This window comes from Cryobacterium sp. TMT4-10, from assembly GCF_004403275.1.
GTDB classification, from domain to species: domain Bacteria; phylum Actinomycetota; class Actinomycetes; order Actinomycetales; family Microbacteriaceae; genus Cryobacterium; species Cryobacterium shii.
Map to the genome: position 1 here is coordinate 1 of NZ_SOGU01000047.1, position 25,003 is coordinate 25,003.

26 protein-coding genes and 1 pseudogene are annotated in these 25,003 nt (G+C 65.0%); 10 read left to right on the forward strand and 17 right to left on the reverse strand.

The genetic code is table 11. The annotated features are described in order from the left end of the window. A partial coding sequence (locus E3T42_RS07295; protein WP_241975904.1) for a transposase occupies positions 1-368 on the forward strand: 368 nt, incomplete at its 5' end. A gap of 51 nt (positions 369-419) precedes the next feature. Here the strand turns inward: E3T42_RS07295 and E3T42_RS17605 are convergent. Continuing rightward, a pseudogene (locus E3T42_RS17605) lies at positions 420-521 on the reverse strand (helix-turn-helix domain-containing protein); the annotation flags it as partial. A 258-nt stretch (positions 522-779) separates the two neighbouring features. Between E3T42_RS17605 and E3T42_RS07300 the strand changes: the two are divergent. From E3T42_RS07300 to E3T42_RS07305, 3 genes are all read left to right on the forward strand, one after another. Beyond that, positions 780-3,212: an ATP-dependent RecD-like DNA helicase gene (locus E3T42_RS07300; protein WP_160141047.1), complete on the forward strand. Its 2,433-nt coding sequence runs from the start codon at positions 780-782 to the stop codon at positions 3,210-3,212. Positions 3,213-3,321: 109 nt separating this feature from the next. Further along, positions 3,322-3,492 (forward strand): hypothetical protein, encoded by a 171-nt coding sequence (locus E3T42_RS16715; protein ID WP_160141048.1) that lies wholly within the window; start codon positions 3,322-3,324, stop codon positions 3,490-3,492. A gap of 876 nt (positions 3,493-4,368) precedes the next feature. Then, entirely contained in the window at positions 4,369-4,791 is a 423-nt protein-coding gene (locus E3T42_RS07305; protein ID WP_134366485.1) for a YkvA family protein, read from the forward strand. A 146-nt stretch (positions 4,792-4,937) separates the two neighbouring features. Here the strand turns inward: E3T42_RS07305 and E3T42_RS07310 are convergent, their stop codons facing one another. Genes E3T42_RS07310 through E3T42_RS07320 form a run of 3 tightly spaced genes read right to left on the reverse strand, consistent with a single transcriptional unit; the run spans position 4,938 to position 7,337 of the window. Then, entirely contained in the window at positions 4,938-5,549 is a 612-nt protein-coding gene (locus E3T42_RS07310; protein ID WP_134366484.1) for a TetR/AcrR family transcriptional regulator, read from the reverse strand. Positions 5,550-5,566: 17 nt separating this feature from the next. Then, positions 5,567-6,361 carry a hypothetical protein gene (locus E3T42_RS07315; protein WP_134366483.1) on the reverse strand — a complete coding sequence of 265 codons (795 nt, stop codon included), beginning with the start codon at positions 6,359-6,361 and terminating at the stop codon, positions 5,567-5,569. After that, the gene (locus E3T42_RS07320; protein ID WP_134366482.1) at positions 6,354-7,337 is read right to left on the reverse strand and encodes an ABC transporter ATP-binding protein; all 984 of its coding nucleotides are present in this window, start codon (positions 7,335-7,337) and stop codon (positions 6,354-6,356) included. Before E3T42_RS07320 ends, E3T42_RS07315 begins: the two co-directional genes overlap by 8 nt. A gap of 329 nt (positions 7,338-7,666) precedes the next feature. Between E3T42_RS07320 and E3T42_RS07325 the strand changes: the two genes are divergently transcribed. Further along, positions 7,667-8,062: a hypothetical protein gene (locus E3T42_RS07325; RefSeq protein ID WP_134366481.1), complete on the forward strand. Its 396-nt coding sequence runs from the start codon at positions 7,667-7,669 to the stop codon at positions 8,060-8,062. Between the two features lie 50 nt (positions 8,063-8,112). On the opposite strand, the gene E3T42_RS07330 is transcribed toward E3T42_RS07325, so the two are convergent. Next, a complete protein-coding gene (locus tag E3T42_RS07330; RefSeq protein ID WP_134366480.1) occupies positions 8,113-9,210 on the reverse strand; it encodes an ATP-binding protein in 1,098 nt (365 codons plus the stop codon). 113 nt (positions 9,211-9,323) lie between these two features. On the opposite strand from E3T42_RS07330, the gene E3T42_RS07335 reads away from it, so the two are divergent. After that, the gene (locus tag E3T42_RS07335) at positions 9,324-9,848 is read left to right on the forward strand and encodes a hypothetical protein (protein ID WP_134366479.1); all 525 of its coding nucleotides are present in this window, start codon (positions 9,324-9,326) and stop codon (positions 9,846-9,848) included. Between the two features lie 553 nt (positions 9,849-10,401). Here E3T42_RS07335 and E3T42_RS07340 read toward each other — a convergent pair. Genes E3T42_RS07340 through E3T42_RS07390 form a run of 11 tightly spaced genes read right to left on the reverse strand, consistent with a single transcriptional unit; the run spans position 10,402 to position 20,539 of the window. Further along, positions 10,402-10,902 carry a GNAT family N-acetyltransferase gene (locus E3T42_RS07340; protein WP_134366478.1) on the reverse strand — a complete coding sequence of 167 codons (501 nt, stop codon included), beginning with the start codon at positions 10,900-10,902 and terminating at the stop codon, positions 10,402-10,404. Continuing rightward, entirely contained in the window at positions 10,899-12,443 is a 1,545-nt protein-coding gene (locus tag E3T42_RS07345; protein WP_134366477.1) for a M81 family metallopeptidase, read from the reverse strand. Before E3T42_RS07345 ends, E3T42_RS07340 begins: the two co-directional genes overlap by 4 nt. Further along, the gene (locus E3T42_RS07350; protein ID WP_160141049.1) at positions 12,440-13,672 is read right to left on the reverse strand and encodes an NAD(P)/FAD-dependent oxidoreductase; all 1,233 of its coding nucleotides are present in this window, start codon (positions 13,670-13,672) and stop codon (positions 12,440-12,442) included. Before E3T42_RS07350 ends, E3T42_RS07345 begins: the two co-directional genes overlap by 4 nt. Further along, a complete protein-coding gene (locus tag E3T42_RS07355) occupies positions 13,669-13,965 on the reverse strand; it encodes a (2Fe-2S)-binding protein (protein ID WP_134366475.1) in 297 nt (98 codons plus the stop codon). Before E3T42_RS07355 ends, E3T42_RS07350 begins: the two co-directional genes overlap by 4 nt. Next, positions 13,965-14,234: a (2Fe-2S)-binding protein gene (locus E3T42_RS07360; protein WP_134366474.1), complete on the reverse strand. Its 270-nt coding sequence runs from the start codon at positions 14,232-14,234 to the stop codon at positions 13,965-13,967. Before E3T42_RS07360 ends, E3T42_RS07355 begins: the two co-directional genes overlap by 1 nt. Continuing rightward, a complete protein-coding gene (locus tag E3T42_RS07365; RefSeq protein WP_134366473.1) occupies positions 14,227-15,504 on the reverse strand; it encodes an FAD-binding oxidoreductase in 1,278 nt (425 codons plus the stop codon). Before E3T42_RS07365 ends, E3T42_RS07360 begins: the two co-directional genes overlap by 8 nt. 9 nt (positions 15,505-15,513) lie before the next feature. After that, the gene (locus E3T42_RS07370; RefSeq protein ID WP_134366472.1) at positions 15,514-16,965 is read right to left on the reverse strand and encodes an aldehyde dehydrogenase; all 1,452 of its coding nucleotides are present in this window, start codon (positions 16,963-16,965) and stop codon (positions 15,514-15,516) included. Between the two features lie 8 nt (positions 16,966-16,973). Beyond that, the gene (locus tag E3T42_RS07375; RefSeq protein ID WP_134366471.1) at positions 16,974-17,708 is read right to left on the reverse strand and encodes an amino acid ABC transporter ATP-binding protein; all 735 of its coding nucleotides are present in this window, start codon (positions 17,706-17,708) and stop codon (positions 16,974-16,976) included. Between the two features lie 6 nt (positions 17,709-17,714). Next, a complete protein-coding gene (locus E3T42_RS07380; RefSeq protein ID WP_134366470.1) occupies positions 17,715-18,371 on the reverse strand; it encodes an amino acid ABC transporter permease in 657 nt (218 codons plus the stop codon). A 12-nt stretch (positions 18,372-18,383) separates the two neighbouring features. Beyond that, entirely contained in the window at positions 18,384-19,154 is a 771-nt protein-coding gene (locus E3T42_RS07385; protein ID WP_134366469.1) for a transporter substrate-binding domain-containing protein, read from the reverse strand. Further along, the gene (locus tag E3T42_RS07390) at positions 19,151-20,539 is read right to left on the reverse strand and encodes an aspartate aminotransferase family protein (RefSeq protein WP_134366468.1); all 1,389 of its coding nucleotides are present in this window, start codon (positions 20,537-20,539) and stop codon (positions 19,151-19,153) included. The genes E3T42_RS07385 and E3T42_RS07390 overlap by 4 nt, the downstream gene beginning before the upstream one ends. A 273-nt stretch (positions 20,540-20,812) precedes the next feature. Between E3T42_RS07390 and E3T42_RS07395 the strand changes: the two genes are divergently transcribed. The 4 genes from E3T42_RS07395 to E3T42_RS07410 are packed head-to-tail and all read left to right on the forward strand — an operon-like array spanning position 20,813 to position 24,232. Next, positions 20,813-22,045 (forward strand): thiolase family protein, encoded by a 1,233-nt coding sequence (locus E3T42_RS07395; RefSeq protein ID WP_134366467.1) that lies wholly within the window; start codon positions 20,813-20,815, stop codon positions 22,043-22,045. Further along, complete coding sequence (locus E3T42_RS07400) at positions 22,039-22,737, forward strand: 3-oxoacid CoA-transferase subunit A (RefSeq protein ID WP_134402747.1); 699 nt, start codon at positions 22,039-22,041, stop codon at positions 22,735-22,737. The genes E3T42_RS07395 and E3T42_RS07400 overlap by 7 nt, the downstream gene beginning before the upstream one ends. Next, on the forward strand, positions 22,734-23,396 hold the full coding sequence (locus E3T42_RS07405; RefSeq protein WP_134366465.1) for a 3-oxoacid CoA-transferase subunit B: 663 nt from the start codon (positions 22,734-22,736) through the stop codon (positions 23,394-23,396). Before E3T42_RS07400 ends, E3T42_RS07405 begins: the two co-directional genes overlap by 4 nt. Next, a complete protein-coding gene (locus E3T42_RS07410; protein WP_134366464.1) occupies positions 23,393-24,232 on the forward strand; it encodes an IclR family transcriptional regulator C-terminal domain-containing protein in 840 nt (279 codons plus the stop codon). Before E3T42_RS07405 ends, E3T42_RS07410 begins: the two co-directional genes overlap by 4 nt. A gap of 107 nt (positions 24,233-24,339) precedes the next feature. On the opposite strand, the gene E3T42_RS07415 is transcribed toward E3T42_RS07410, so the two are convergent. After that, positions 24,340-24,885, reverse strand: coding sequence for a hypothetical protein (locus E3T42_RS07415; protein WP_134402748.1), 546 nt, complete (start codon positions 24,883-24,885; stop codon positions 24,340-24,342). Between the last annotated feature and the right edge of the window lie 118 nt (positions 24,886-25,003).

The window sequence follows — 25,003 nt, forward strand, 5'->3', positions numbered from 1 at the left end:
TCCGCGAGGTGACCACGATGCTGGACCGCTCGCACCCGAAGGTCGCGGCGATGCTCGTCGACGCGCAACCCGACCTCCTCGCCTTCGCCGGCTTCCCAAAGCGGCACTGGCGCCAGATCTGGTCCACGAACCCGCTCGAACGGGTGAACAAGGAGATCAAACGCCGCACCGACGTCGTCGGCGTCTTCCCCAACGCCGCGGCCCTGCTGCGCCTGGCCGGGTCGGAGTTGATCGAGCAGCACGACGAGTGGGAAGCTGGCGAAAGACGCTACTTCTCCGAGGCCTCGATGCTCGAGCTGGCCGTCATGAACAACCCCATCGAGGTCCTCGACGAGGCGGTGATCCTCCCCGAACTCGCCACCGCCTAGACTAAAACCACTGACCTGCATGGTGTTGAGAAATTCCACCACTCAGCGGGACGTGACCCGCGCGATCCCCAACTTCCTTGCGATCTCCTTGATCGGGATCTTCTCCGATCGATGCAACCGACGTATCTCTGCCCAGTTCTCCACTGTTATCACCCTCCAAGGGTCTTACGGAGGGGTCCGAATTCAAACGACGCCACGGGGTCAGTATTCACCAGTCGTTGACACGAGTGGGCCGCGAAGGCCGCCGAACGCGTCGGCGCCGCCACCGTCACCAACCTCCTCAAGGATGCGCGCGCCGCAGCGGCGACCATGGGCAGCAGGCCGGGGGAGTCGCGGGTGGTGGATGTGGATCGGGCTGCGCGTGAGGTCGTAGGGACGGTGTCGGAGCATCACGCGGTCTGGGGTCCGCACATGATCGAGGCCGAAGCCCGCCGCTGGGTCCAGAAAGAAAACAGTCGCGGCCCCGTACCAGAAGGCACGGTTGAGCTCATCACCCGGCGTGCGCTGGAGACGGACTCGATCGCGGTGACGCCGCCCGCCCCGCACGGTTCCTTCGAGCCTCTGACTCGCCGGGACGGGTCGAGCATCTACGAGCACAAGGGCCGCATGCTCTTCACCTCCACCGGCCTCCTCGCCGCCGAAGACACGTTGTTGGCCGCCGGCCGCACCCGCACGATCGCCCCCATCACGGTGGCCGAGTTCGACCGCACCGCCGCCCGCCACACCGGACCGTTGGATGCCGGGCAGCGGGCCCCGGCACGTGAGTTCACGACCTCCGGCACGCTCCTTGTCGTCGCGACCGGGCCTGCCGGTGCCGGGAAGACCACCGCTCTCGCGTTGGCCGCCCGCGCCACCGAGCAAGCTGGCGGCCGCCTGATCGGGTTGGCCCCGTCTGCGACGGCGGCCGCCGTGTTCCGCGACGCCGTCGAGGTCCCGGCGGCCACGATCCACTCCTTCGTCCGCGCCTACGACACCCACGGGGACGCGACCCCGGACAGTCGCCACCCGGACGAGTTGAAGCTGCGGGCGGGGGACATCATCGTCGTCGACGAGGCCGGCATGGCCGGCACCCTGAACCTGGCTAAGGTCACGAGCATTGCTGAGCGTCACGGGGCGCACGTGCGCCTGATCGGTGACGACCGGCAGCTCGCCGCCGTTGAGTCCGGAGGGGCGCTGCGCCTGCTGGAACGCGAAGTCGGCTCGGTCAAGCTGGAGGAGATCCACCGGTTCACATCCCCAGCCGAAGCCGAAGCAACCCGGCAGCTCCGCGACCCTGCCACGGTGGGGGACCCATTCCGCTGGTACGTCGACAACAACCGGGTCACCGCTGGCGGCATCGACCGGATGACCGACCACGTCTTCGCCGCCTGGCAGCACGACGACGAAGCCAGCAAAAACGTCGTCATGCTCGCCCAACAGAACGTGACCGTCACCGACCTCAACACGAGGGCCCAGGCCAACCGGATGGGCGCCGGCCTCGTATCCGGGAAGAATTCCTCGCAGCTGCGCGACGGATTGGCCGCGTACCAGGGGGACAGGATCGTGACCCGCCTCAACGACGCCACCCTCCGCACCGGGCGCGGAACCGACCGGGTCAAAAACGGTGACGTCTGGATCGTGGGGAAGGTGCAAGCCGACGGGGCGTTGACCGTCACCCATGCCGGGCACGGCGGCCGCATCACCCTCCCCGCCGAGTACGTGCAGAACAACGTCGAGCTCGGCTACGCGTCGACCATTCACCGGGCCCAGGGCATGACCGCGGACACCGCGCACGTCCTCGCCGACTCTTCCACCTCCCGCGAACTCGTCTACGTCGGGCTGACCCGCGGCAAGGAAGCCAACCACCTCTACGTCGAGACCGAGGATGCCCAGCCGATGAGTGACGTCCTGGACACCATCGCCGGTCACAGCGACGGGATGCTCTCCGCCACCGAAACCATCCGCGCCGAACAAGCCCGAGTCGATGACCTGGTCACCCTCATCGATCAGTACGGCGACGTCGCCGAACGCGCCAAAACCGTCCGCTTCAATCGACTCGTGGGCCACACCCTCGACGAGACAGATGCCCGGAACCTCACCAGCTCCGAGAGCTGGGGAGCCGTCACCGCCGCCCTTACCCGCGCCGAAACCCAGGGCCTTGACCCGGCCACTTTGCTGCGGGACTCGTGGAACGAACGAGAACGCGGCACCGCCGACGACGCCGGCGCCGTCCTCTCCCACCGGATGGAGCGCCGCATCGAAACGGCACCCGTCGACCAGGCGTCGGCAGTGGGGGAGCGTCCGGCGGTGCCGGCGTGGATCGCCGACCGGCGGGTGCTCGACGCCGCAGGCACCGACCCCGCCTGGCACGATCATCTCGCCGAACGGTACGAGTACTTGGCCGTCCGCCTCGAGGAACGCGGCACGGCGATCGCCGTCGAACAGCCCGACTGGGCGCAGCAGCTCGGCGACGTCCCGGCCGAAAGCAACAGTCGTCAGGAGTGGGTGCGCCTCGCCGCTGAAGTCGATGTTTTCCGCGACCGGTACAAGGTCGACCCGTCCCAGACCGCGGCCATTCCTGTGGCCTACCGTGAACGCGGTGTTGGTGCGGAGCTCGCGGCTCGCGTGACAGAGCTGCAGGAGAAGCAGACTCAGGGCACCCCGCCGAGGACGCCTGAGGCTGGCCGTCGGAATCCGTCCACCGCGCTGGACGCGATGCGGGGAGCGAACCGGGCCACGGCCGACAAGCAGCGGGACGCGCAGCGCGCCGCGGGACTCACCGTCAAGGCCCGCCAGGCTACGCGCGGTGACCAAGCGACACAGGCAGATGACCCGCGCACCCGGGATGAGGGCCTTGAACGGTAAATCACTCAGCGGGAAAAGTTCCTATGACTGCGATGGCTGGTGAAGTTGTCATTGCGATCACGCAGTCGGAGAGATACCGTCAGGGGACCCTGGCAGAAGGAAGCCCCTAATGAAACCCAACCCCGAGTCCGACGGCGAATACACCGACACGGAACCTGAAGCCGACGCGACGACCCCAGCTGACGGGCGTGCCACAACTGACCCGGACGTTGAAGGCGAGTACACGGATAGCGACACCCCCAACGAGGCCAACCCCCAGGACACCCCGCCGCTGACCTAGCATTTGACCTGCAGTGTCGGCAAGGATTGCCGATCGTCGGGTACTCCACGCCGTCGCTACCGATCCTGCACGGCGGGACTACTTGGCCGACCGGTATGAGTACCTCACTGTGTGCCTCGAGGCACGGGGCACTGCGATCGCGGCGTAGCAGCCCGCGTGGGCGCAGCAGCTTGGTGACCTAGCGGCCGAGGGCGCCCACTGATAGCAGTGGGCATGCCTTGCGGTCGAAGTGGCCGTGTTCCGCGACCGGTACAAAGTCGACCCGGCACAAACGCCGGCCACCTCAGAGGCGTTCCAAGAGCGCGGAATTGGTGCGGAGCTGGCGGCCCGCGTAGCTGCCTCGCAGACGATGCAGGCTCAAAGGACGCTAGCGAGCGCGGCCGATGAGGGTCGGTAGAAGCCGCTCACCGTGGTTGACGCGATGCGCGCCGCGAACCGGGCTACGGCCGGCCGTGTGAAGAACAGCGCGCAGCCGGCCTCACCGTGAAGGCCAGACAGGCCACCCGCGGCGACCAGGCGACAGAGCCCGACGAGCAGCGATCCCGTGACGACGGACGTGCACGGTAGGTCTCAATCTCATCGACGTACAGAGCAATCCGCGCACGAGCCATCCATTACACGAGCCCCGCCATCGAGCCGGCTCCAGTCCTGTAGTGAGCAGCGGGGGTGAGAGTAGCCTGCTTCGCAAAGTAGGGGTGCTCTCGGGGGCTTTAATGTCCTGCCCCTTGTCCATCGTGCCCCTTACCTGGAGCCGGTGGGCGAGCGTGCGGCGCGAGGGTTCGTTGGACGTCTCCACTGCAAGAATCAGAGCATGACATCCAACGTTCGCTCGATGTTGCTCGACGAGTGGAAACTCGATTTTTGCGGACGCAAGTCATGACGTCCTGGTGGGGAATCGCTCTTGGCGTGCTCGGGGGGTTGCTCGTGCTCTGGCTGGCCATTGTCCTGCTCCTCTGGATCGAGCAGCGCCGGCATCCTGGCGGCGCTTCGCTTCGTGGCCTTCTTCGCCTTGCTCCTGACGTCGCCCGGCTTCTCAAACGCCTAACTTGTGATCGATCCGTGTCGATTGGAGTTCGTATTTGGCTGGCCGTTCTCTTGGTCTACCTGCTGTCGCCCATTGACCTGATCCCTGATTTCATACCGGTTCTCGGCTACGCGGACGACGCCATCGTGGTCGCGCTCGCTCTCCGTTTCGCGACTCGCCGGGCAGGCAGTGACGCGGTCCAACGACACTGGCCCGGGACGTCCGAAGGGCTAGCTGCCGTCCTCCGCCTGGCCGGTCTAAAGTCCCTCACCTAATGCTTGTGCTTGCCCCGAATTGGAATCCAGTTGGTCAGATGGGGCAGCGCACTCGCGAGGGCGAACGGTAACGGCAATGGTAAAAGAGGTCCGCGGCTGTCGCAGGCACCAAGCTGGGCGTTGCATGGCCCAGTACACGTCGACTTTTACGCGAGGAGTTTGGGTTGTGTGGCCGGGGCGCCGACTCCGTCTACAAAATAACTGACGGAAGCGCCGAGGAGCTCCGAGTTCGCGAGATCGTTGCCCAATAGTGGATGAACGGCCAGGCCGAACAGCATCGCCAGCAGCGAAATCGCGGCGAGTGTAGGGTCACACTCGGCGCGAACCCGGCCGAGGGACTGCTCCGCGGCGAGATAGCGGGCGATATCGTGCGGCGGCCCCTCCAGTGGCATCTGTACCCGTTCTCCGCGGAGCGGTGCGAGGGTCGGGTCGGCGATCATCGCCTGCTCCAGCGGCAGCAGGTCCTCCTGAAGCTGGGCAAGTTTTCGAATGACTTCGAGTAGGTTTTCGAGCACTGTGCCCCGTCCGGCCAGGGAGGGTAGCGTCGCCGTTGCTGCGACGATGGGTGCGTTGCGATCCAGCACCGCGGCGTAGAAGAGTGACCGCTTGTCGGCGAAGTGCCGATAGAGGGTGCCCTCGGCGACACCCGCCGCCACCGCTATCGAGCGAGTCCGGACGTTGGCGTAGCCGACCTCTCGAACGAGGGCCGTGGTCGCGTCGATGAGGCGTTTTCGGGTGGTGTCTCCGCGGGCGTTCATAGGTCTATCCAATCGGACTATTCGGTTATCGGTCTGCGAATGAAGATCACGAGACCGATGATGAGGCCGACTGCCGCGTAGATGCAGCCGATCAGAATGGCCGCCGCAAAAGTCAGGTCATCGGTTCCACCCTGCGCCAGTGCGGTGAGAGTAGTTCCGGGCAGCCACTGGCCGGCTTCACTCGACGCGGTCTTGATGATCGTCTCGATGAGGAGAACCCACCCGATTCCCACCGAGATGGCGATCGCCGCGGAACGGCTCAGCAGGGCGAGCACGAGTCCGATGATTCCCCAGACCACGCTGGCGCTGAACGAAGTCAACCAGGCGCGTGCGATCTCGCTGGCCAGGTCATCCATCCAGAGTTCAGTGGAGATTCCCGCGGCTTCCGCCGAGGGGAGCGCGGCCGCCAGGTTGACGACTACCGCCACCGTCGTTGCCAGGGCCGTCCAGATCAGCAGGGCGCCGATCTTTCCGAGCAGCAGCCTCCAGCGGTGTGGCTGGGCAGCGGCAAGCAGGCGGATCAGGCCCGTGCTGTAGTCCGAGGCGGTTGCAATGGCCCAGAACGACAGCGTGATCACTCCGAACATGCTGGCCGCCGAGGAGACTCCCGCGACAATTCCCGATGAACTCTCCAGAGTCGCCACGCTAGGGAAAGCGACTCCCGGACCTCCGCCGGGAGGTGCAGACCCGTTCGCTGCGATTGTGTAGATCACCGTGTTGATCAGCACGGCGAAGACCGCCATGAGGCCCAGCCACCCGAGCCAGATTCCCCGTCGGTTGAGACGGGTGAGTTCGCTTCGTAGCTCACGCATTGGTGGCAGCTTTCTTTCGGGCGCCCTGAGAGGCAGCTACTGGGTCGCGGGTCGGTGCCGCCGTCATCTTGAGAAACACGTCCTCGAGGGATTCGTCGATCGGGGTCAGTCGGCTGAGCGTGATGCCGGCCTCGTGTGCAGCACGATTGAGCGCCCCCGCGTCGGCGGCGGAGCCGTGCACGACGAGCGAGTCATCCTCGAGCGACCACCCCGCCGCCGCGAGAGCAACGCGCAGCCGGTCGACATCAGCGGGATGCTCCGGGGCAACCTCGATGCGCGCACCGGCCTTGTCGAGCAGCTCGCCCATCGGTCCCGAGAACATCAGCTCGCCGAAACGGATGATGACGAGATAATCGCATGCCGCCTGGATCTCGGCGAGCAGATGGGATGAGACCACCACCGTGCGCCCCTCAGCCGCCAGAGTCTTGAGCAACTGCCGAATCTCCACGATCCCAGCCGGGTCCAGGCCGTTGGTGGGCTCATCGAGGATCAGCAGGGCGGGGTCAGGCAGCAACGCCGCGGCGATGCCGAGCCGCTGCTTCATCCCGAGTGAGAAACGGCGAACGGACTCGTTTTCCCGACCCTCGAGACCCACGATGCGAATGACCTCGGCGACCCGGGTCGCGGGCAAGCCGCGCAGACGAGCCAGCGACAGAAGATTCTTACGAGCCGAGAGCCCCGGAACGAACGACGGTGCCTCGATGAGCGCTCCGACGTCGCCCGCGTAGCGGGCCGGTTTCGTGGTCGGGTGGCCGAGCACGGTGGCCTGGCCCGACGTGGAAGGAATGAGCCCAAGCAGGATGCGGATCAAAGTCGACTTGCCGGATCCGTTGGGGCCGAGGAGGCCGACCACACCGCCCCGGGGAAGAGTCACGGTGACCCGGTCAAGTGCAGTCAGGCTGCCGAACTGGCGCAGCAGGCCGTCAGTGGTGATGGAGGCTGCGGACGCATCCGTCTCGATAAATGATGTGAGCACTCACTCACATTAGACGGCAGAATCGCCCAGGACAAGAGCGACTTCGCAGCACGGGCGTGAACATACGCAAAGACTGACCCGTGGGGGCTGCCAAACGCCGGCCGAACTCGCCGCATCCCAGTGTGAATCGTGGGAGTTCGCGCTGTCTTCGACTTTCGCCGAAGCCGATATCAGGAGAACTCTATTCAGCACATTCTGCAATAGATGCACTTTAAAACGAACATAATAACCATTATCGGTCATATCGGATGTTATTTGACTTGTTATATTGCCCGCGAAAACACGAGCGATCCTTGCTATTGAGTCCGTGACGCGGAAGAATTGCGGGCATGAGTATTCCCGTCCCCGCTTCCCAACCAGGTCACCGCGCGTACGCCGATTCTGTGCGGCTGGACACCGGCGGGATCGTCACTGGTCTGCGCGAGATCCTCGGCGCCCGGCTCGTCGCCTACTTGGGCCGCGTTTCGAACACGCGCTCCGTGCGTGAATGGGCGGAAGGCTCTCGTGCACCTGGTGCGGACGTCGTACAGAGACTTCGTACCTCTTATTATGTTGCCGGCATTCTGATCGAGTGTGAGAGTGCGAAGACGATCCAGGCGTGGTTCCAGGGCATGAACCCGGAGTTGGATGACCAGTCCCCAGCTGCCCTGTTGCGTGGCGGGCCACTGGACGAAATCGGCCCGAAGGTCATCTCGGCCGCTCGCTCCTTTGCCGCCCACGGATAGCCGGCAGGCTCGCCGACTTCGCGGACACTTTGTCAGACTCGGTGGGCGGCTTAGTCCGTGGGCTTCGAACTGAGATACCGGCGTAGACCGGGGATGGCGAAGTCGACTTTGCCGAACCCTACCGATTCAATGAGTCCGGCTGCCAGGAGCCGTGTCCGGTAGTTGGCGACAAGGTTTGTCTTGGCGCCCAGCCGTTGCCCGATGTCGCCGGTGACCGACGGTCCGTCGTCTTTGGCCATGGCGTGAAGGAATTCCATGTCTTTGGGTGAGGCTGTCGAGAGAGCCGCTTCGATCACGGTGCGTGCGTTGCGTCGGTGGGCGGCTTCAATGGCCCTGCTGACAGCCTCCGCGTCGAGCGCGCCCTCGTTGCTTTCGGCTTCCCGCCAGAGGAAGTAGCCGACCAGCTGGATGAGAAACGGGTATCCCCCTGTTGCTTCAGAGGCTTGCCGGACCAGGGCCGGTGAGATGTTGAACCCCGCCGTCGCGAACGTGTCGGCGAACGATGTCTCCACATCCCGGACTGCGGCCGCATGCAGGTCGATCTTGTCGGCGCGGCGAAGGAAGGTCGCCACGCCTTCGTTGAGCAGGTCCGACACCGCGGCCGGCAGGCCGGCGAAGACCAGGCCGATGGGAAGCCGGTCCTGGATCAGGTGCTGGACACTGGCGGCCAGTTGCGCCAGTTCAGCACGGTCAGCGGCGTGGATTTCGTCCACGGTGATGACCAGACCGGTACCACGGCCCTGGAGGAGCCGGAGGAGTTCTTCAGCGAGGTTCCGCCAGGCGACCTGACGTTCAGGCGGGAGCTCTGTCGTGAGGCTGAAGCCGGCGGCGGAGACCGCGGTGATCCGGCGACCCTGCGGCCCGTTGCCGAGTTCCTCGGCCAGCTGGCGCATGGATTCGCCGATCCTTCCCATAAAACCGCCGGTGGCCGTCTCGGAGATCACGGCCCATCCGCGTTCCCTGGCCATGTCGTGGGCGGCACCGAGCATGACGGTCTTGCCGATGCCACGGGCACCGGTGAAGATGGTGAGAAGTCCCGGCGCACCTGAGCCCAGTCGTAGGCCGTAGGCGAACTCGTCGAGAAGGCCTGCGCGGCCGATAATTTCCGGCGGTGTCGCGCCGGCTGATGGCCGGAATGGGTTCTCCATGGTGGACTCCTTGTGAGTGGCTGTGTATCTTGTGAGTCTTGTTGGATCTGTGAGTCTTGTGAGCCTCGGCACCACCATACCGGCCCGCATCGGCTTTCGCACCAATTACGGGCATGAGTATCCCGTTCCCGCCAGGCAACCAGGTCGCCGCGCGTATGAGGACTCTGTGCGGCTGGACACCGGCGAGATCGTCACTGGTCGTGCTCTGGCTCATCGCGCTCGGCTGGCTCATCGCGCGTGCCACGGACGTCAAGGGCGGGCTGAGCTCGGCGGTCGTCGTGCTCACCGTCCCTGGGTTCTTCGGCGACCCGGCCCGCGAGGCGATCGCGATCGCGGGACTGCTCCTCCTCCTGTGGATTCCGGCGGTGCCCCTTCCGCGGATTCTGGTGCCGGTGCTGGGCGTCGTGGCGTCGGCATCGTTGTTCGTTTACCTCGTCCATTGGCAGGTCTTCCCGCTTCTCGCGGTCGAATTCCCACTACTCGCCACCCTCGCCTCCTTCGCGGTGGGGATCCTCGCCTGGCAAGGGTATTCCGCACTGAGTGGTTGGTGGGCGGCCCATCCCGCGGCCGTGGCCCGTGAGCTACTGTCCGATGTGCTCGCGAAGACGGACGGTCGCGACCGGCGAGGCGATCGTTGACGACCGGACGGTTTGCCGCGCAGACCCCATCGCTCTGAGCCGCTGAGCGGGGTCGAGAACGAACAGCACGGGGTCGCACTCAGCGCACAGACAGGTTGCGGCGAACTTCGTTTCAATGAAGCTAGTTCGATAGGCTCCGATTTATCGATCGCCTCGATGTAGGGTTCCCCCGCTTAATCCCCGCCGAACTGGTCTTTCTGTAGTGTGCCCGGCGTGTGGATGTGCGGATCCCACCGCGCGATCTCGCTCGGTTGATCACAGTCTGCGACGGTCAAGCGCTTGTGGAGGCGGGCGAACTCGTCGAAGTGGTGGAAGTTCTCATACCAGTGCCGGTTGATGTATGCGGAGATGTGGAAGGCTGTGCAGACTCTGGTGCGGCCGAACCGGCTGATGAGATTTCGGTGATGGCGTGATGCGGCCGTAATGCCCGGGCAGGTGCGCCTGGAAATCTGGTTTCCGGGCGGCTCGACGCCGTCGCCGAGCCAGAGCGGGTGGTGTGGGCAGACGACTTTCTCGTGGTTGGTGAGCCCGGAACTCCAGCCAATCCGGCGAGTTACCGCCTCATGCGGACATCCTGCGCTCCCGCTTCCGGGTCCCACTTCAGGGCACCTTCGACGACGAAACGATGCTTGCGATAGAAGGCCTGGGCGCGGTCGTTCTGCTCGACGACCCAGAGCGACGCCGACTGGTGAAGCAGGACAGCTTCCAGCAGCCGGGCAGCCACTCCGGAGCCGTGGCAGCTGACGTCGGTGTTCAGAACGTACAACTCCGTTTCGGCAATCGGCTCGGCGTCGTGCGAAGGCCCCGCCGAGGCGAATCCGACAATAGCGCCGTCTCGTTCGGGATCAACCGCGACGATCGTGCGTCTCCCGTCGTCCGTGCACAGGATCTTCCGCCAGTCGGCGATCCAGTCGGCGGTGTCCAGGCCCGCTAGGAAATTCGGGTCCATACAGGTTTCATAGGTGGCCCGCCAGACCGCGATGTGGAGCGTCCCGAGGGCGTCCGCATCCTCGAGGACGGCCGCCCTGAGGGTGAACCGGTCCTTGCCCGTCACTGTGGAATCCTGTCAGCAGCGAGCGCACCCGGGATGACGGCCACCCTGACGTCGGGCGTGAAGGTCGCGGAGAGGTCGAAGGGCCACAGGCCGGCGGGCAGGTTTCGGAACGGAAAGGTGGAGAAGTCATTCGATGCCACACCCGGTGCGTCCACGTAGATGATGTCCCCGACCAGGGGTTCGAACGCTGCGCGAAAGTGGTTCTTGACCTTCATGACCAGCAGGTCGTAGCCGGTGACGTCCAGCCCGATGTGCCCGAACAGCTCCGGGTCGTTCGCGGTGATCGGCCGCCCGGTCACGAGGATGTCGGTCCCCTGGGCGCGCAGGTGCACGGCGCCTTCGACGTCGACCTGGAGTCCGGTGTTCATCGGACCAGTGTTGCGGAACCGCCCATCGCTGACGCGAATGATGTCTACCTCGAGGTCGAGCGGCGGACCGAATTCGGGCGATATTTTCCCGCCCAGACGGATGCCGATGGTGGCGCCCTCCCCCGCGGCCCGGCACTGCGCGACGACCTCTGCATCGCACAAGGCGCCAATCAGCGACTTCGGCACGTGCGCGTTGAGCACCTCGGCGACCAGGGCCGTCGTGTCAGCGCTGCCGCCGCTCAGCGGGTTGTCGGCGATGTCAGCCAGCACGACCGGCCGAAGACGCTCGGGCTTCACCGCCAACGCGACAGCGGCCGCCGCGCCGGGCAGCTCGGTGACGAACTCACCGCGCAGTGACCACAGCAGTGATGCAAGGCCCCGGCAGCTCTCCTCGCCCAGCGCGCGGTCGGTGGCCAGTACGACGACGCTCGCACCGGCACCTGCAATGTCTGCGTAGGGATACCCGCCGAAGACGCTCGCCGCGACGATGCCGTCCCTCTTCTCCCAGTCCTGGGCCGCGGTGACCGCCTCGTGCATCGGGCCTTCGGCCGTGCGCATGTTGACGCTCGGCAGGAGCGCGGGCAGCTTGGCGAAGCACTGGTAGTACGTGATTCCGTCCCGGACTTGGCGTATCAACGCGGTTGCGGCGCGCACGCCCTGCTCGTACGCATCAACGTGCGGGTAGGTCTGGAAACCGAAGCAGGATGTCCGCTGGTCGATGAGCCCGCGGGTTACGTTCGCGTGCAGGTCCAGCGTCACGGCAATCGGGAACGCCGGCCCCCGCTCCCGCCGGATGTGCTCGATCAGGTCGGTCTCCGGGTCCTGGTAGTCATCCACGACCATGGCTCCGTGAAGCGCCAGGAGCAGTCCGTCGAGTTCGCCGGCGCCCCCGAGGGCCGTCAGCATGTCGCCGCGAATCTGCTCATAGGCCCTAGTAGTCACCTGGCCGGCCGGAGAGGCCGCCGCCGCGACCAGCGGAACCGGTACGAATTCGGTTTCCTCGAGCGCGTCGAGGAAACCGCCGAGCTCCGTCTTCGTGCCGCGGTAGGCCTCGATCAGATCTTCGCCGCTCAGTAGGGCCTCCTGGCGGAAGGCGTCGAGGTTCGTGCGGAGCGGGCTGAACGAGTGTGATTCGTGATAGAAGAAGGCAAGACCAAGCCGGCGCGTGCTCATGCCCGGTCGCCGCTCTTTTCCCACGCGCGCTGGACGTCGTCGTGGCCTCGCTGCACGTTGGCATCGAACTGGAACTCCATGGTGCGCCGGGCGCCCATGAGCTCGAGTGCGGCCCCGGCCGCGTCGCCGCCGTGCCGGGAGGAGAGGCCCAGGTCGTCGATGATGCTCAGCGCGACCAGTGCGCCCTGTTTCTCGGCGATCTTGGCGCTCTCGATGCCGATCGAGTTGCCGGCGACGTACATTCCGTCGAGCTGGGTCCGCAGGGTGTCGCTGTGCACGGGAACAGTTCCCCCGAGGTCGGGAGAGCGGACGAAGGAACAGTCCAGCGTTGCCAGGAGTTCGTTGAGCGGGATCAGTCCGTTGGCGAGGCAGACCGCATCGACGGCGACCTTGCGTTCGCTTCCGGGAATCGGCGTCCCGTCGGCTGTGACGTTGACCAGGGCCGCGCCAGTGACTTGGTCCGTTCCCTGGATGGCGACCAGGGAGGTGCGGAGATGGAGCGGGATGCCCCACATGCGGAGCGTCCGGGGAACCAGCCGCGAAGCGAGGGCCTGGACCCAGGACCACCCGAGGAAATGTCCGCCGAGTCGCATGTACTTCGCCGGTGCGAGTTTCGCCATCGGGGCGAGACGACCGAGCGTGGCTCGGGGGGAGCTGCCCTTTACAGTCGTGGGCGGCAGGACGATGCCCACAACGTCAACGCCGGCCAGTTGCATCGCCCTAGCGATGGTGAGCGAAAGCACGTCCATGCCGACGACGAGCACGCGGTGACCCGGCTTGACCCTATGGATGTTGGTGAGCACCTGGGCCGCACCGATGGTCATCGCGCCCGGAAGCGTCCAGCCGGCGACGGGCATCGGCCGCTCGACCGCGCCCGTAGCCACGAGCACCGCACGCGTCGTGAGCTGGCTGGGGCCGCCCGTCCGGCCTGCCGGGTACGTCAATCGAACCGTCCAGCCTGGCTCGAGTCCCCAGGCAACGACATCCGTCATCATCCGAGCTCCGGCGTCAACGGCATCCTTCTCGGCCTGTTCGGCCAGTTCCCACCCCTTCCACCAGCTGGAATCCGCAGGGTCCTCATGCAGCTGGCCGCGCAGCTTTCCGCCCATGGCATGGTTCTCGTCCACGACCATGACCCGGCCCCCCGCGGCCGCGACATCCCGGGCTGCGGTGAGTCCGGCTGGTCCACCGCCGATCACGACGAGGTCGAACGCTTCCGGGGCGCTCATTCTGCTGTCCGCTCTGACGCGAAGGAGTCGCCCTCGGTCGCCGGGGTCAGGCACGCGCGCACCTGGGTGTCGTTGTTCAGCCACACGCGGCATTCGTAGCAGTGGCCGATGCCGCAGTAGATTCCCCGGGGCTCGCCGGCTACCGGCGAGACGCGGAGCTTCCGGACGCCGTTGGCGAGCAGGGTCGCCGCAACGGGCTCGCCCTCGCGGGCCGTGTACGGCTCCCCGTTGAAGGTGAAGCCGACCTCTTCTGCTGGAAGGTCAGGCAGGACAGGATGTCCGGTGATTCTCATTACTGCTCCCTGGTGATGACGAGATCCTGCAAAGACACGGGCCGAACGGGGAGGTGCACCGTCATGCTGCTGGTGCTCTGCAGCACTCCCTCGCCGGTGACCCCGACCATCGCTTCGACCGCCGGCCGGCAGACCCGCCCTTGGCAGGGGCCCATACCGGCCCGCGTGCGCATCTTCACTTCTTGGGCGTTGCAGGCGCCGGCGTCGATCGCGGCCCTCACGTCGGAGGCGGTGACGTCTTCGCACCGGCAGATCATGTGGTCATTCATGGCTGTTCCCTTGCCTTGAGTTGAATCGGTCCGGACCGAACTCCCCGACCACGGCGCTGACCGCCGCCGGCAGCGGCACCCTGTCCGAACCTGAGCGGATGAGGTCGACGGTGAGTCGACCCATGGCCGCGCACAAACCGAAACCGTGTCCGTTGTACCCGGCCGAAATCCAGAGGCGTTCCATGGAGGGCGCCGGGCCGAACAGCGGGAAGTGGTCGGCGGTCAATTCCACCGTTCCGGCGAAGGCCCGGATGATCGGTGCCCCGGCCAGGCCGGGAAAGAGCTCCGACATGTGCTTGCCCAGGAACGACATCGCCTCAGAGGAGCTCGTGACGTTGTAGCCGTCCTGTTCCCAGGGACCGCCGCCGCCAATCATGATGTTTCCGGCGTGGGTGCGGCGCGCGTAGACGCGGTTGCCCGAAACGAAGGGGAAGTTCTCCATGCCCGCGATCCGTTCGGTCACCATGATCTGTGAGCGCCGGGGCCGCACCGCAAGGTTACAGCCGGCCGATTCGCTGAATCCGGCCAGCCAGGGACCGGCGCAGAGAATGACGTGGTCTGCTTCGGTGACACCGAGCTCCGATCGGACTCCCCGGGCCTGGCCACCTAGCTCAATGACCGACTGCACGCGGCAGTGGTCGCGGATGATCGCGCCCGCCGCGCGCAGTTCGGCGATGATCGACGAGACCGCGGTGAACGGGTAACCCTGCCCATCCGTGGTGCCCATCAGCGCCCCCGCATTGTCGGGCGACACCCCAGGCAGCATGGCGACCGCCTCGTCGGGGGTTAGCATCCGGGTGGGAAGCCCGGCCAGCGCATAGTGGCGTTCGGCCATGTCCAGCAGGCCTCGCTCGTGGTCATTGAGCGCGATCATCGCGTGGCCCGGGCGGCGGAAGTGGCTGTCGAGGCCGCCGAGAGTGAGGTCCTCCCACAGGTCCATGGAGGCGCGTGCAAGGGCGACCTCGCCGATAGCGCGACCGAAGGCATAGATTCCTCCGGCGTTCCGGCCCGAGGCCGCAGCCCCCAGCGACTCGGCTTCGAAGAGCTCCACATGGGCCCCCGCACGCGTGAGGTACAGCGCCGTCATCAGGCCGATCACGCCGCCACCGACGATTACCACACGTTGCCCGGCCATGGTTCCCGCTGTGTCCGCCTGCAGGTGTGCGGTGAGGTTCGCATAGTCGGATGCCGCGAGAGTGGATTCCTCCTCGGTTGTCGTTAGCGGGTCCATGGACAGCATGGTCAGGCGATTTTCGAGTGCAACAGACATACGGTCCTCTCAGAAACTCATGTAGACGGACTTCAGTTCCGTCATGACGTCGAATGCGTGCGTCGACACTTCGCGGTGGCCGTTTCCCGACAGGCGCATTCCGCCGAAGGGCACTCCGGACTCCGCAGCTGATGTTCCGCTGTTGACGTAGACCACGCCGGAATGCAGATCGGTGGCCGCGCGGTGCGCATAGTGGAGGCTTTGCGTGTAGATCGAGGAAGACAATCCGTAGTCCGTACTGTTGTTCGCTGCGACCGCCTGCTCATAGTCGTCGACGTCGATCACGGCGACGACCGGACCGAAGACCTCGGTCCGGGCGATAGCGTCGGTTGCCCTGACACCGCCGAGAAAGGTCGGCTGGTAGAAGCTGCCATTCGGGTACTCCGCGAGCTCCGCCCTGGAACCTCCGCTGAGCACCTCGGCGCCGGCCTGGACGGCGGCCGTGACCAGCGAGGCCACCCGGTCCAACTGGGCAGGTGTGGCCAGCGGACCGAGATTCACGGCCGCATCCGTTCCATGGCCGAGCTTCAGTTGTTCGGTGCGGCGCAGGAGTTCGGCCAGCAGCGGCTCGCGCACAGACCGCTGCACGATCACGCGGCTTGCCGCGGTACAGCGCTGGCCGGACGTGGCAAAGGCTGACTGCATGATTCCGTTCGCGGCAAGGGAAAGGTCGGAGTCCTCGAGAACAATGATCGCGTTCTTGCCGCCGAGCTCCAATGAGACCGGGGTCAGGGTTCGGGCACAAGCCTCGGCGATCTCGATACCCACCGCAGTGGAGCCGGTGAATGCGACGGCGTCGACGCCGGGGTGGGTGGACAACCGGCGACCCGCGTCAATCCCGCCCCCGGAGAGGAGGTTGACGACCCCCGCGGGCGCGCCTGCCCTGACAAGCGCCTGGGTGAACAAAAGCGCACTTCCGCTGATATTCGGTGCGGGCTTCCAGACGACACAGTTACCGGAAACGAGGGCAGCGAAGATCTTGTACGCGGCAAGCGCGATCGGGAAGTTCCACGGCGTGATGCACGCGACCACGCCGACGGGTTCACGCACGGTCATGATCGTCCGGTTCGCCGATGCCGACGGGAGCACCTCACCGAGGGCACGAAGTCCCTCCCCTGCCATGAAGCGGCAGCTCGCGATCGTGGCGTCGACTTCCCCCAGCGACTCGGTGAGCACCTTGCCCATTTCCAGGGTCATGGTGCGGGCGAGTTCGTCCTTGACGGCCTCCAGCTCCTGGGCGACTCGGTGCAGCAGCCGCCCTCGGGCGGGCGCCGGCTCGCGCCGCCACGTCGGGAAAGCCAGCCGTGCGGCGTCGACGGCCGCATCGACGTCGGCGGCAGACGAGACGCCGTATCCCTCGAGCCGGTTGCCGGTTGCCGGGTCGCGGGTCTCGAATCGAGTCAGTCCGCTCGTACCCTGCCACGCGCCACCGATGAGATTTGCGCTGCTCGCTTCTTTCATGCCCTTGCCTAACTCACGTGCCGGAGAAAACCGCGGAGACGCTCGCTCCGCGGGGAGTCGAACAGCTGGTCCGGAGGCCCTTGCTCTTCGATGACGCCGTTGTGCATGAAGATCACCCGGTCGGCCACTTCACGGGCAAACTTCATCTCGTGGGTGACGACGACCATGGTCATCCCCTCGGCCGCCAGCTGTTTCATCACCTGCAGCACCTCGCCGCGCAGTTCCGGGTCAAGGGCTGAGGTGGGTTCGTCGAAAAGCATGGCGCGCGGATTCATCGCTAGCGCCCGGGCGATGGCCACGCGCTGCTGCTGACCGCCCGAGAGCTTGCGCGGGTAAACGCGAGCCTTCTCGGCCAACCCCACCTTCGCCAGCAATCCTGCGGCCAGGGTTGCGGCATCCTTCTTCGGCATCCCCAGAACCTGGATGGGCCCTTCCATGACGTTTTCGAGCACCGTCATGTGCGGGAACAGGTTGAACTGCTGGAACACCATGCCGATTTCGCGGCGGATCTCGCTGATCGCTCGTTTGGATCCGGTGAGGACCGTGCCGTCGATGAGGATGTTGCCCGAGGTGCTCTGCTCCAGGCGGTTCAGGCACCGGAGGAGGGTGCTCTTGCCCGACCCGCTTGAGCCGATGACCGCAACCACTTCACCGGACTTGACTTCCAGAGAGACCCCTCTGAGGACCTCGAGCTCATCGAATGACTTATGGAGGTCGATGACCTGGATGGCTGCTTCCGACATGTTTTCCTAACGCTCGCTCACGGACATGCGGAACTCGATCTTCCCCAGAATCCAGGACATCCCGGTGGTCATGACCAGGTAGATCACCGCGGCCACGATGTAGAACTCCATGTAGGCGTAGTTCGTGGCCGCGAACCTCTGGGAGACCATCATCAGCTCGTTTACCGTCACCAGTGATGCCAGCGATGACTCCTTGAGCATCGAGACGGCCTGGTTGCCGAGGGCTGGAATGCTCAGCCGGAAGGCCTGGGGCAGGATGATCCTGCGCATGACTTTGGCGGAGCTCATGCCCAGGGATTCCGCTGCCTCGATCTGCCCCGCGGGCACGGCCAGGATTCCGCCACGGAGAATCTCCGCGACGTACGCCCCGGTGTTCGCCCCCAGCGCCAGCACAGCCGCCAGCATGGCCCCGAGCTCGATCCCGATTTGGGGAAGCCCAAAGTACACGATGAACAGCTGAACCAGCACCGGGGTGCCTCGGATCGACCAGACGTAGAAATCCGCCACCCACTTGACGGGCTTGAACACACTCATTCTGGCAAGTGCCGCGATGAGCCCCAGCACCAGGCCGAGCGCCGTGGCCAGCACCGAAATTTCTATGGTGACCAAGGCGCCCGTCAACAGGTAAGGGAGGAACGGTGCGACGAGACTGAAATCAAGCAAGGTTGTCTCCCATTAGCGAATGTCGGTTCCGAACCATTTGGTGCTGATCTTGAGGTACGTGCCGTCGTCCTGGATCTTCGTGATCGCGGCGTTGAGCTTCTTGAGCAGGCCCGAGTTGTTCTTGTTGACCGCGATGCCCGCTGCCGCGTCGATGAGCGGGGTTCCGACGGCCTTCATGTCGTAGCCTCCGACCTGGATGGCGTTGCCGCCGACCGGGCCGTCGGTCAGGAGCCCGTCCAGGCGGCCGTTCTTGACGTCCTCGAATGCGAGCAGGTCGGACTTGTAGGTGACGACATCCGCACCGAGTGCCCGTGCCTTCTCCTCGAAGGTTGTGCCGATGGCCACGCCAATCTGCTTGCCCTTGATCTGAGCGGAGTCGGTGATGGACGTGTCGGTCGGAGCAAACAGCTGAGAACCGGTGTGGTAATACGGTTCGGTGAAGTCGACCTTCGCCTTGCGCTCCTCGGTGATCGCCATGCTCGAGATGATGATGTCGTACTTCTTGGCCAGCAGTCCGCCGAGGATGCTGTCCCACGGGGTGGCGACGTACTCGACCTTGACACCCATGTCCTTGGAAAGGGCCGTGGTGATGTCAACGTCAAAACCGACCAGCTTGTTGTCTTTGTCGTAGTAGTTGAAGGGAGGGTACGCGCCCTCAATGCCGACCTTCAGGGTGTCCTGGGCCTTGTCTTCGGTGGGGGCGGCGGCGCTGCTGCACGCGGCGACGCTGCCGACCAGCACGACGGCCATGAGCGCCGCAATTGATGTGGTTCTGATGTTCACAGTGCATTCCTTTCGTTGATGATCAGACTGCTTACGTCGACGTCGACATCGGTCAACGTTTGCTCCAGGATGTCGACCATCAAATCGATGTCGACGCGCTGGATCGTCAATGGGGGTGCAATGAGGAGATGCTGGCCACGGATTCCGTCGATGCGGCCCTTGCCCGGGTAAAAGATGGCGCCGTTCTGCATGGCCATCTCGTTGAACGCTTCCGACGTGATGTGCCGCCTGCCCCGAACGTCGAGGAGATCGAAGCCAAGGAGCAGCCCCCTGCCTCGCACCGGCCCCATGCGAGGCTGGCGCGCCTGGAGCTCGTCAAGCTTCTCGCGCAGGTAGCGGCCCTGAGCCACCACGTTTTCCAGCACGCTGTTGTCTGTGTAGTAGGTCAGCGCGGCATTGCCGGCGGCCAGGCAGACGGGGTGGCCGCTGTAGGTGTAGCCGTGCCGGAACACGCCATCACTGCGCTCCCGGATGACGTCGACGATTCGGTCGTGCACGATCATGCCCGACAACGGCGCATAGCCGCCGGTCACACCCTTACCGAACGTGATGATGTCAGGGGTAACGCCAAAGTGTTCGACGGCGAAGTTCTTGCCCGTTCGGCCGAAGCCGGTCATCACCTCATCGACAATGAGCACGATGTCGTGCCTGTCACACAGCTCGCGCACCCGGCCCAGGTATTTCGGGTGAGGAACAACGGCTCCCTGCTGACTACCGACTATTGCCTCACAGATGAACGCCGAGATGTTTTCGGCCCCGACCCGGGCGATGACCTGTTCGAATTCGCCGATGTAGTCAAACTGCTCGCCGGGGCTGCCGAGGTGAGGACACACCGATTCCAGAGGCTCATTCTCCGGGGCTGAGACATGGGGGTACGGCGCCAGCATCGGACTGAAACTCGTCCGGCGCCCGACGTCCCCCCCCGCGCTCAACGCTCCCAGCGTATTGCCGTGGTAGCTCTGCCACCGGCCGACGACCAGGTGCTTGCCCGGGCGCCCACTGTCGAGGTGGAACTGGCGTGCCAGTTTCATGGCTGCCTCGTTGGCCTCTGACCCACCGGAGGCGAAGTACACCGTTTCTAGGCCATCCGGGGACAGATCGGCAATCCGGCCCGCGGTCTCGACCATGACCGGTGTCTCGAAACGCACAGTGTGAGCGAACGCGACCTGAATTGCCTGCGCTGCCATCGCGTCGACTATCTCCTGGACGCCGTGGCCGAGATTGGCGGCGACTGCGCCGGAGGAAGCATCCAGATAAGCTTTGCCGTCGCTGTCGAAGATGTAGACCCCTGCTGCTCGCACGGCCACGGGGTACTTCTTGAGCAGGTTTCGGTGGAACACATGGTCCCGGACGGGCGCCTCGGCTGGCGCTGCAACGTTGCTCACCAGCTCTGACTCCTTCGTCGAGTGTTGTACGTCAGGCGAACGCTATGTCGCCGTAGCGAACAGACTAAGGGGACAGCGCGGGCAGAGTCAATACTCATTTGGGTAACGAATTTATCTTCAGCAACTCAGGCCGATTGTGGGCCCTGGCTACGCCGTCACTGCGGGCACCAATAGCCTTGACGCCGAGAGGTGGGCACGAATATAGTTCATATGTCGCACATTCGTTCGACAAGTGAACATTATTCGCCACGTGGCGTGAACACCGGAGGTGGCATGAATCAGGCATTCATCTACGACGCCGTACGGACGCCATTCGGCAAGTCCGGCGGCGCGCTGGCCGGCCTGCGTCCGGACGACCTGGCTGCTCACGTGATCCAGGCATCCCTGTCACGCGTGCCGACGTTCGATCCCGCCCTGATCGACGAAGTCGTTCTGGGCAATGCCAATGGCGCCGGCGAAGAGAACCGGAATGTGGCTCGGATGGCGACCCTGCTCGCGGGACTCCCCACGTCGATTCCCGGCACCACCGTCAACCGTTTGTGCGGATCCAGCCTGGACGCGGCGATCATCGCTGCCCGTCAGATCGGCGTCGGGGATGCGGACGTCGTTCTGGTCGGTGGCACGGAGTCGATGAGCCGGGCCCCCTGGGTCGTACCAAGGACCTCCGAATCCGCCGACGGGGACGATCGCGACCTCGTCTCGACCGAGCTGGGCTGGCGTTTGGTCAACCCGAGAATGCCGTCCGAATGGACGGTGTCCTTGGGAGAAGCAACCGAGCAGCTCAGGGAGAGGTACGACGTTAGCCGCGAACGTCAGGATGCATTCGCCGCCCGCTCGCACCATTTGGCGGACTCGGCCTGGGCCAACGGCTTCTACGATGAGCTGGTAACGATGGTCCCCGACACGGCGCTCACCCGAGACGAGTCAATCCGGCCCGGAAGTACCGTGCAAAAGTTGGCGACGCTGTCCACGGTCTTCCGTCCTGCGGGACCGGGGCCCACGGCCGGCACGATCACGGCGGGTAACGCGTCACCGCTGACCGACGGAGCCTCCGCAGCCTTTCTGGGAAGCGAGTCGGCCGCCGACTTGCTGGGCCTGTCCCCCCTGGCACGTATCGCCGGGCGAGGAGCGGCAGCAATAGATCCGCAATTCTTCGGCTTTGCTCCCGTCGAGGCGGCAAACCGCGCTCTTGCTCAGGCCGGCGTCACGTGGTCCGACGTGGGCGCCGTCGAAATCAATGAGGCCTTTGCCGCCCAGGCCCTGGCCTGCATCGACGCGTGGGACATAGACCCGACGATCGTCAATCAGCACGGCGGGGCGCTCGCCATCGGCCACCCTCTGGGGGCCTCCGGTACGCGGCTTCTCGGCACGCTGGCGCGCAGCCTGCAGGCCAGCGGCGAACGGTGGGGCGTGGCGGCCATCTGCATCGGCGTCGGCCAGGGCCTGGCCGTTGTCCTGGAGAACGTTTCCCCCCGGCGGGCGCCGACAATGGTGGGCGCATGCTGACCATCCACGACGATGTCGATGAGGCCGTATCGGAGATCACTGACGGCGCGATTGTCCTCATCGGGGGATTCGGCAAGGCCGGTCAGCCAATTGAGCTCATCGAGGCCCTGCTTCGGCGAGGGAGCCGCAACCTGACGGTCGTCAGTAACAACGCGGGGAACGGCACGGTTGGGCTGGCGGCGCTCATCGGAGCTGGGCGGGTCGCCAAGATCATCTGCTCCTTCCCTCGCCAGTCGGATTCGGAACTGTTCGACGCCAAGTTCCGTGCCGCCGAGATTGAATTGGAGCTCGTGCCGCAGGGAAACCTGGCCGAGCGGATCCGAGCCGCGGGGTCGGGAATCGGAGGTTTTTTCACCCCGACCGGTTACGGCACGATGCTGGCCGCCGGCAAGGAGACGCGCATGATCGACGGGCGCGGCTTCGTCCTCGAGAGTCCCATCAGAGCTGACTTCGCCCTGATCAAGGCGCTCAAGGCGGATGGAGTGGGCAATCTCGTCTATCGGAAGACGGCACGAAACTTCGGCCCGATCATGGCTTCTGCTGCCGCGCACACGATCGTTCAGGTTTCTGAACTCGTGGAGACGGGCGGCCTCGACCCGGAGAACGTCGTAACACCCGGAATCTTCGTCAACAGCGTTGTCGTCGTCCCGGCCCAGGTCACATCCAACGGTTCGACGGAGGTCGCACGGTGACTGAGAGATTGACCCGCAATCAGCTCGCCAGGCTCGTTGCCCAAGATATCCCATCAGGCGCCTACGTCAATCTCGGCATCGGCCAGCCAACGCTGGTGTCGGACTACCTGACGCCGAGCCAGAACGTCACGCTGCATACCGAGAACGGAATGCTGGGTATGGGACCCGCGGCGGAAGGCGATGAGCTCGATGAAGATCTGATCAACGCAGGGAAGATTCCGGTTACCGAGCTCCCTGGCGCTTCCTACTTCCACCACGCCGATTCGTTCGGGATGATGCGCGGCGGGCACCTGGATGTCTGCGTGCTGGGTGCGTTCCAGGTCTCGGTCGCCGGGGACCTGGCGAATTGGCACACGGGCGACCCGAATGACATTCCGGCCGTGGGCGGGGCGATGGACCTGGCCATCGGCGCCAAGGATGTCTTCGTCATGATGAACCTGCTCACGCGTGACGGGCGCAGCAAACTCGTGGAGGCCTGCACGTATCCGCTCACGGGCGTCGGATGCGTCACCCGCATTTTCACGGACATGGCAGTCCTTCTTGTCACCCCCGACGGAATCAGAGTGCGCGACACCTACGGCTGCACCTTCGAAGAACTTCTACGACTGGTCGATTTGCCCCTGCTCGCGCCCGAACGTGAAAGTATGCTGAAAGCATGATTGAGGGGACCATCTCCGTGGAAGAGCCAAACGCGCAGCGCACCAGCGACCAGTTTGTTCAATCCCTGGCGCGCGGACTCGCGGTTATCCGCGCTTTCGACGCTGACCACACGCACATGACGCTCACCGAGGTTGCCAAGCGCACAGATCTGACTCGGGCCACAACCCGCAGGTTCCTGATGACCCTGGAGGAGCTAGGCTACGTCCGCTCTTACGGGAAGAACTTCACGTTGACGCCGCTGGTCCTGCAACTCGGCTACGCCTATCTCTCTGGTTTGAGCCTCTCGCAGGTGGCCCAGCCGCACTTACAGGATCTTTCCACCAAGCTTTCGGAATCCACGTCGGCCGCCGTTCTGGACGGCGCGGACATCGTCTACGTTGCCCGCGTGTCGGCCCGACGCATCATGACGGTCGGCATCAATGTCGGCACGCGGTTCCCCGCGTATGCCACCTCCATGGGACGCGTGTTGCTCGCCGGTCTGTCTAGGGCCGAACTCGATGCGTACCTGAATTTCGTACCTCTTATTGCCCTCACGCCTCGGACCATTTCAACTCGCGGGGCTCTCCTCGACGAACTCCACAAGGTCAGAGCCCAGGGTTGGGCCATGGTTGATCAAGAACTCGAGGTAGGCCTCATGTCAATGGCCGCGCCCATCTACGACAGATCAGGCCGTGTTGTTGCGGCGGTCAACGTCTCTCTCCCGGCCCAAAACGGCATGAGCGGCAGAGAGTCAATCGACAAGGTTCGGGAGGCGCTGATCCATGCGTCGGAAGCGATTTCGACGGATATCACCCTCATCGGCGACGGTGCGGCGAAGGGGCCGGGCCGAATCTAGCGTGCCGCCTGTCCGGCGCTGAGGGTCCCGCGCGCGCGGCGTTCTTGAGCGCTGGATGTTCTGATCAGGAGCGATTCTCGGGTGGGCGCGTCCGGGGTCATCGAAGGTCAGGCCGTTTCAGCGGCTACGTCGACATATCCCAGATACTCGTCGGACACCCTGAACGTCGCGGGCCCGGCGTGGGGTTCGCGGTGTTCGCTGCGGTCGCGGCAGCCGGCGAGGCCGGCGCGGAGCTTGAGCGAGTCGAGGGTGGGCCAGAGGGCGCGGTGGTGCAAGTCGACGAGTGCGGAGGAGGCTTTGGCGGAGCGGGTGTCGTAAGCGGCGCGGTGCGAGACCATGAGCGCGGTGAGTTCTTCGATGGCGATGGGGTGGCGGTACCAGCAGTCCGGGAGCCGGGAGCCGGGAGCCGGGAGCCGGTAGCTGGGTTCGGCGAGGTTGGTGAGGTAGCGGCCGTCGAGCCAGGTGACGAACTGGCCGAGTTCGTCCCAGAGCTTCACGGCTTGATCGTGGTCGAGTGCCTCCCAGTAGTAGGGCCCGCCGGCGGCGCGGAGTTCGTACATGTCGAAGAGGTCGGGCAGGATCGTTTCGACGTTGACGAGGCGGGCGTCGAGTCCTTCGATACCCATCGGATCAAGATCATCCTCGTCGTTCATTTGGTGATCCCTTCGAGTCCTAGGAGCGTGGGTCAGTAACGGCAAAGTTTAAAACGCCGCCGGATTTCCCGTCCTTGGCCGTGGGGTCTGGGAAAATTGCTTATGAGCGATTCTGATG